Source organism: Kitasatospora sp. MBT63 (genome assembly GCF_000710465.2).
Classification (GTDB): domain Bacteria; phylum Actinomycetota; class Actinomycetes; order Streptomycetales; family Streptomycetaceae; genus Kitasatospora.
In genome coordinates this window covers 1-6,323 of sequence record NZ_JAIZ01000017.1, presented here as the reverse complement: position 1 = coordinate 6,323, position 6,323 = coordinate 1, and the positions used below count along the sequence as shown (strand labels likewise).

At 71.7% G+C, this 6,323-nt stretch carries 7 protein-coding genes; 1 reads left to right on the top strand and 6 read right to left on the bottom strand.

The window, feature by feature from the left end; genetic code table 11:
• Positions 1–203: 203 nt before the first annotated feature.
• The 3 genes from AA75_RS01255 to AA75_RS01245 all read right to left on the bottom strand — a co-directional run bounded on the left by AA75_RS01255 (position 204) and on the right by AA75_RS01245 (position 2,086).
• The gene (locus tag AA75_RS01255; RefSeq protein ID WP_033817780.1) at positions 204–1,004 is read right to left on the bottom strand and encodes a DUF3710 domain-containing protein; all 801 of its coding nucleotides are present in this window, start codon (positions 1,002–1,004) and stop codon (positions 204–206) included.
• A gap of 78 nt (positions 1,005–1,082) precedes the next feature.
• Positions 1,083–1,550 carry a dUTP diphosphatase gene (dut, locus tag AA75_RS01250; RefSeq protein ID WP_033817779.1) on the bottom strand — a complete coding sequence of 156 codons (468 nt, stop codon included), beginning with the start codon at positions 1,548–1,550 and terminating at the stop codon, positions 1,083–1,085.
• Positions 1,547–2,086, bottom strand: coding sequence for a PaaI family thioesterase (locus AA75_RS01245; protein ID WP_051811532.1), 540 nt, complete (start codon positions 2,084–2,086; stop codon positions 1,547–1,549). The genes dut and AA75_RS01245 overlap by 4 nt, the downstream gene beginning before the upstream one ends.
• Before the next feature lie 230 nt (positions 2,087–2,316).
• Here AA75_RS01245 and AA75_RS01240 point away from each other — a divergent pair, with 230 nt between their 5' ends.
• Entirely contained in the window at positions 2,317–2,769 is a 453-nt protein-coding gene (locus AA75_RS01240; RefSeq protein ID WP_033817778.1) for a DUF3093 domain-containing protein, read from the top strand.
• Positions 2,770–3,007: 238 nt separating this feature from the next.
• On the opposite strand, the gene AA75_RS01235 is transcribed toward AA75_RS01240, so the two are convergent.
• From AA75_RS01235 to AA75_RS01225, 3 genes are all read right to left on the bottom strand, one after another.
• Entirely contained in the window at positions 3,008–3,307 is a 300-nt protein-coding gene (locus tag AA75_RS01235) for a DUF4193 domain-containing protein (protein WP_033817777.1), read from the bottom strand.
• 462 nt (positions 3,308–3,769) lie between these two features.
• Positions 3,770–4,744: an acyl-ACP desaturase gene (locus tag AA75_RS01230; RefSeq protein ID WP_033817776.1), complete on the bottom strand. Its 975-nt coding sequence runs from the start codon at positions 4,742–4,744 to the stop codon at positions 3,770–3,772.
• Between the two features lie 327 nt (positions 4,745–5,071).
• Complete coding sequence (locus tag AA75_RS01225; RefSeq protein WP_033817781.1) at positions 5,072–6,241, bottom strand: cell wall metabolism sensor histidine kinase WalK; 1,170 nt, start codon at positions 6,239–6,241, stop codon at positions 5,072–5,074.
• Between the last annotated feature and the right edge of the window lie 82 nt (positions 6,242–6,323).

Sequence of the window (6,323 nt, the reverse complement as noted above, 5' to 3'; positions counted from 1 at the left end):
TTTTCCGGAGTTTCACTCACCCGACCTGGCCGGTCTTCGTTTTCCAGCTTATCAGATGCATTCCGCTCTGTTTTTCAGAGATTCATTCATCGGATTTGCTTCGGCCGCTCCTCGCGGTGCGACTCCGGAACTGTACGGGGCCCGCCGCCCCACAAGCAAATCGTCCCCGCCGGCCGGGCCGGCGGGGACGACGGGCTGCTCGTTCAGCGGACCTCGGTGATCTCCGGGCCGCGGGCGAAGGGGTCGAGCGGAGCCTGGCCGAACCGGCTGCCGCCCTCCTCCCCGCCGGTGCCCGGGCCGCCGTCGGCGACCATCTGGGCGTCCTCGGGGAGCTTCAGCACGATCGGGTCGCGCGGTGCCATCGGGGTCTCGCCGCGGACGACGACCGTCTGCTGAAAGACCTGCTCCAGGATGCCGCCCACCTCGGGCTGCACCGCCGCCTGGCCGGAGATCACACCGCGCAGGAACCAGCGCGGCCCGTCGCAGCCGACGAACCTGACCAGCTGGGACCCCTGGGTGCCGTCCGGCAGCTGAACGGGGACCTGGGCGCGCAGGTGCCAGCCCAGCGTGCCCTCCTCCTCCTCGATCAGCCCGCCCTGGGAGGTGATGCCGTTGGCGATCTCCTCGCGGACCTCGTGCCAGATGCCCTCCGACTTGGGGGCGGCGAAGGCCTGCAGCTGGATCGCGCTGTTACCGAGGACGAGGGTGGCGGCGACGATGGAGTCACCGGCCACCTCCACCCGCAGCTCCATACCTTCGACGCCAGGGACCAGCAGGCCACCCAGGTCGACCCGGCCCTCCTCGGGGCTCTCCAGTTCGGAGACGTCCCACGGGCCGTCCGGACGGGGCGCCGGCGGCAGACCGACCCGGTCGGCCGGGTCCAGCTCGGCGTCGTTCTCGCTCTCGGCGGAGTCCTCGACGTCATCGGCCGTCTCGTCGGCGCTGGTGGCGTCCTCGGCGAGCTGCTCGACAGCGTCCTCGCTCTTGTGGCGACGACGGAACACGGTCACTGTCCTTCCCGGCCCGGACGGATCCAGGTCCGAAGCGAATACCTGCTCGGCTACTGCGAGACCGCGGGCATGCTAGACCGCGGCGTGGCCACCGGTCGATCCGAACCCGCCCGCGGCGCGTACCGAACCCGGCAGCTCCGCGACCTCGTGGAACCGCGCTTTCTCGACCTGCTGGATGACCAGCTGGGCGATGCGGTCCCCTCGACGGAAGCTGACCGCCTCGCGCGGGTCCAGATTGACGACGATCACCTTGATCTCACCACGGTACCCGGCATCGACCGTCCCTGGGGCGTTCACCAGTGCAACACCGCAACGAGCTGCGAGCCCCGAACGCGGGTGCACGAACGCCGCGTAACCGTCCGGTAGCGCAATGGCGATACCGGTGGGCAGCACGGCGCGCTCGCCGGGAGCGAGCTCCGCGTCGACGGTGGTGCGCAGGTCGGCTCCGGCATCGCCGGGGTGCTCGTAGGCGGGCAGCGGAAGGTCCGGGTCGATCCGGTTGATCAGGATGTCCACCGGCGGACGCGGGGTGGTGCTCACGGGTTCACCTCGAAGGCTCGGCTGCGCTTCAGCAGATCGGGGTCGTCCAGGGCCTTCTTGATGTCCTCGGGACGACCGTGCGTGGTGAAGTGTTCCAGCTTCACCTGGATGAAGAGCGCCTGGGCGCGGACGGCGACCGGTCCGTCGGGGCCGCCGATCCGTCCCTCGGCCGCGCTGTAGATCTTGCGGCCGTGCACACCCGTCACCCGGGCGTGGATGTGCAGCACCGAGTCGACCGGCACCGGACGGATGAAGTCAGTCTCCAGCCGGCCGGTCACCGCGGGGGTGTGCAGGAGCCAGCTGAGCGTGCCGAGGGTCTCGTCCATGGCGGTCATCAGGACGCCGCCGTGCGCGAGGCCGGGGCCGCCCTGATGGCCGGGGCGGACGGTGAACTCCGCGGTGACCGTGAGCCCTTCACCGGCGACGGCGACCAGCTGCAGTCCCTGCGGGTGCTGCGGTCCGCAGCCGAAGCAGTGGTCGTAGTGCGAGCCGAGCGGCTCGCCGGGCGCCGGGGCCTCCGGGGCGCGCTCGGGCATCACGGCGTCGGCCGGCGGGGTGGTCGGGGTGAGGAACGCTGGTGCCTGCACGGGCGTTTCGGCCGGCTGCGGCACGGGCGGGAAGACGATGGGTCCGGTCACGGACGCGACCTTACCGGCTGGTAGGAGGCGGCGGGGAGGCAGTGTTACACCAGTTGTGTCACAGTCGCCCGCGGCCTCCCGCGGGGGTGGCGTCCGGCCCCGTCCGGCCCGGCCCACACAATGGGTGCATGTACGACGAACGCCTCACCGTCCCGCGCTCCTGGTGGCTGCTCCCGGTCGCGGCCGGGCTCTCGCTCGGGCTGATCATGCTCAGGTTCAGCGCGGTGGGTGCACTGGCCGCCCTGCTGGTCGGCATCGTCGCGATGGCGGCGGCGCTCAGCAGCTACGGCTCCGCCCGGATCAGGGTGGTCCAGGGTTCACTGGTGGCCGGGCAGGCCCGGATCCCGCTGTCCGCCCTCGGGGCGGCCGAACCGCTGGACCGGGCCGAGGCGCTGGCCTGGCGCTCGGTCAAGGCGGATCCGCGCGCGTTCATGCTGCTGCGCAGCTACGTGCCGACGGCGCTGCGGGTCGAGGTGTGCGACCCGGCCGACCCGACGCCGTACGTCTATCTGTCGACCCGCTCCCCGCAGCAGCTGGCCGAGGCGATCGACGCGGCCCGGGCCGGGGCCGCCGCCGGCTGACCCGCGCGGGTCCGGCGAGGGCCGGAGCGCCGGGGTCCGGACACAGAGGAGGGACGGCTCCGCATCGCTGCGGGACCGTCCCGTTCTCCGGTGGTGCGCCGGTCGCGGCAGGACGTGCCTACCGGGTGCCGTCGCTCGGGACGACGGCTGGTGCTGCCTCCGGGCCCGTGCGGGACCGGTCGGGGCGGCGTACCGGGCCTGCCGGGGAAGGCGTGCCCGGGCCATGGCCGCGCGGTGCTCAGGCGCCGCAGTCCCGGCAGATCGGCTGGCCGTTCTTCTCGCTGTACAGCTGGCTGCGGTGGTGCACAAGGAAGCAGCTCATGCAGGTGAACTCGTCGGCCTGGCGCGGAAGCACCCGGACCGAGAGCTCCTCGTTCGAGAGGTCGGCGCCCGGAAGCTCCAGCCCCTCGGCCGCGTCGAACTCGTCGATGTCGACCGTGCTGGTCGCCTTCTCGTTCCGCCGTGCCTTGAGCTCCTCGATGCTGTCCTCGTTGAGGTCGTCATCGGTCTTGCGCGGGGTGTCGTAGTCCGTTGCCATTTTCGCTCTCCCCCTTTGGGTGTGTGCGGTGCGGTATCTCCAGCGCACGTAACGCTTGGGGGGTCGGTCTTGTGCCCGACCCGAGGCCGAGATTGTGCCTTACTTCAAGCCCTGTTACTCAATCGACACCCAAGACCGGGCCCGTTGGGGTGATCGAACACGTTCCGGACGGCGTCACCGTGCGGCACCGGCCACACTGCCCGGGCCCCCGCCGGCGGTGACCGCCGGTAGCGGGCGCCCCCGGGCCCGGCCCCCAACTGGCCGTGGGGCGAGGGCGATTGACGACAGGTCGACAAACCGCCCGCGGCGCCCGGCGGTCACGGTACGCCATGCCCTCACTCGAACGAGTCGTCACTCTGCGAGATCACCCGACTGTGCTGCGCTACCAGATGTGAGATGCGACACACCGGGGACTTTTTTGCCGAAATACAGACATTCGGCACCGCGCTCGCGGCCGGCGGATCAGCGCTTGGCGGCGTTGGCGGCGCGGCGGGCCAGCAGGGCCGCCTGGCGCTCGTCGAACTTGGTGGCCTGGGCGTCGAGGCCGGCCAGGAAGACCCCGAGCTCCTGCTGGGCCTGCGCGCCCTGCGGGCCGAGGCCGGTGACCTCCATGACCTTCAGGTGGCGCAGCACGGGCTGCAGCACGTCGTCGTGGTGGATCCGCAGGTTGTAGACACCGCCGATGGCGATCTGCGCGGCGGAGCGCTCGAAGCCGGGCATGCCGTGGCCGGGCATCCGGAAGTTGATGACGACGTCGGCGATGGCGCGCATGGCCTGGTCCGGGGCGATCTCCAGGGCGGCCCGGAGCAGGTTCCGGTAGAAGACCATGTGCAGGTTCTCGTCGTTGGCGATCTTCGCCAGCAGCTGGTCGCAGAGCGGGTCGCCGGAGTGGTGGCCGGTGTTGCGGTGCGCGATCCGGGTGGCGAGCTCCTGGAAGGCCACGTAGGCGACCGAGTGCAGCATGCTGTGCGAGTTGTCGGACTCGAAGCCCTCGCCCATGTGCGTCATCCGGGCCCGCTCCAGCTCGACCGGGTCGACGGCCCGGGTGGCGAGCAGGTAGTCGCGGATGGCTATGCCGTGGCGGCCCTCCTCGGCCGTCCAGCGGTGCACCCAGGTGCCCCAGGCGCCCTCGCGGCCGAACATGGTGGCGATCTCGTGGTGGTAGCTGGGGAGGTTGTCCTCGGTCAGCAGGTTGACCACCAGGGAGATCCGGGCCAGCGGGGTGACCTTGGACTGGTCGAGGGACCAGGCCTCGCCGCCGAGCACGCCGTCGAAGTCGCGGCCCTGGCCCCACGGCACGTACTCGTGCGGCATCCACTCCTTGGCGACCTTCAGGTGCCGGTTGAGCTCGGTCTCGACGACCTGCTCCAGCTCGAGGATCAGCCGGGCGTCGGTCCAGGCGGAGGTGGCGGTGCGCTGCACGGGTGCGATGGTCACGACGGATTTCTCCCGGGGCGGACGAGGATGGCGGCCGGTCGGGCCGGAGCTCCGACGCCGGCGGAGCCGGGCCGGCGGCTGTCACCTACGGCTGCGTAGGTTACGACACCGTAAGTTGTCCCGACGGGAAAAGACAAGCCGCCCCTGCCAGGCCTTATGTCAATCCGACATGGCGGGCAGGGGCGGCACGGACGGTCCGCGCACGGACCTCGGGGTGATGCGGCCGGTGGCGGCCGTGCGGGCGGCACAGGGGCCCTGGGGCGCCGTCCCGGGGCCCCCGTGCGGGGTGGGGACGGGTGCGCCCGGGGCGGCGAGGCGCGGGGGCGGTCAGCCCGGGATGCGGGCCTTGATGGTCAGGCCGCCGCCGGGCCGGGAGGAGGCCTCGATGGCGCCGCCGTGGGCCCGGACGACCGAGCGGACGATGGACAGGCCGAGGCCCACTCCCTTGTCGCTCCGGGTCCGCTCGGCGCCCTTGACCCGGCGGAACGGTTCGAAGATGTGCTCCAGTTCGTACCCCGGCACCACCGGGCCGGTGTTGCTGACCACCAGCTCGCCGCCACCGTCCGGGGTGGCCCGGGTGGAGATCTCCACCCAGCCGTCGGGGGTGTTGTAGCGGACCGCGTTCTGCAGCAGGTTGAGGGCGATCCGCTCGAGCAGGACGCCGTTGCCCGAGACGGTGGCCGGGCTCAGGTCGGGGCGCAGCACGACCTCCCGGGAGACCGCCTCGGTACGGATCTGCTCCAGGGCGCGCTGGGCGACCTCGGCGATTTCGACCGGGCGGCGGTCGGTGAGTTCGTTGTCGCTGCGGGCGAGCAGCAGCAGGCCCTCGACCAGCTGTTCGCTGCGTTCGTTGGTGGCGAGCAGGGTCTTGCCGAGCTGCTGGAGGTCGGGGGAGGCCGCGGGGTCGGAGAGCTGCACCTCCAGCAGGGTCCGGTTGATCGCCAGTGGGGTGCGTAGTTCGTGCGAGGCGTTGGCGACGAAGCGGCGCTGGGAGTCGAAGGCCCGGTCGAGGCGCTGGAGCATGTCGTCGAAGGTGTCGGCGAGCTCCTTGAGCTCGTCGTCCGGCCCGTCCAGCTGGATCCGCCGGTGCAGATCGGATCCGGCCACCTCGCGGGCGGTGCGGGTGATCCGGCCGAGCGGGCGCAGCACCCGGCCGGCCATGGCGTAGCCGGCCGCGAAGGCGATCACGGCGAGGCAGACCAGCGCGGTGAGGGCCTTGCGCAGCAGGGTGTTGAGCGCCTGGTCGGCCTCGACCGCCTGGTAGTTGTCGATGTAGCGGTCCAGCGCCGCCTGGTTGGTGATGACGCTGCCTTCGGGCGTGGTGATCTGGACGTTCGCGCCGAGCCTGAGCGGGGGCAGCGAGGCGCCCTGGAAGGCCTGCCGGACGAAGTAGTACATCAGCAGCAGCAGCACCACGCCGGCCATCAGGAACATGCCGCCGTAGAGCAGGGTGAGCCTGATCCGGATGGTCGGCCGCAGCGCCAGCCAGGCGAACAGCCCGTCGCCGGGGCGGTAGGCGGGGGTTTCGCGCCGGTGCTCGGTGGCGGTGTCGGTCTGCGGGGGGCGGGGCGGGCGGGGC

Excerpts from the sequence above, each read along its gene's own strand:
- AA75_RS01245 (WP_051811532.1), bottom strand. The coding sequence starts at position 2,086 with ATGCCCGAGCGCGCCCCGGAGGCCCCGGCGCCCGGCGAGCCGCTCGGC.
- AA75_RS01240 (WP_033817778.1), top strand. The coding sequence starts at position 2,317 with ATGTACGACGAACGCCTCACCGTCCCGCGCTCCTGGTGGCTGCTCCCG.
- AA75_RS01235 (WP_033817777.1), bottom strand. The coding sequence starts at position 3,307 with ATGGCAACGGACTACGACACCCCGCGCAAGACCGATGACGACCTCAAC.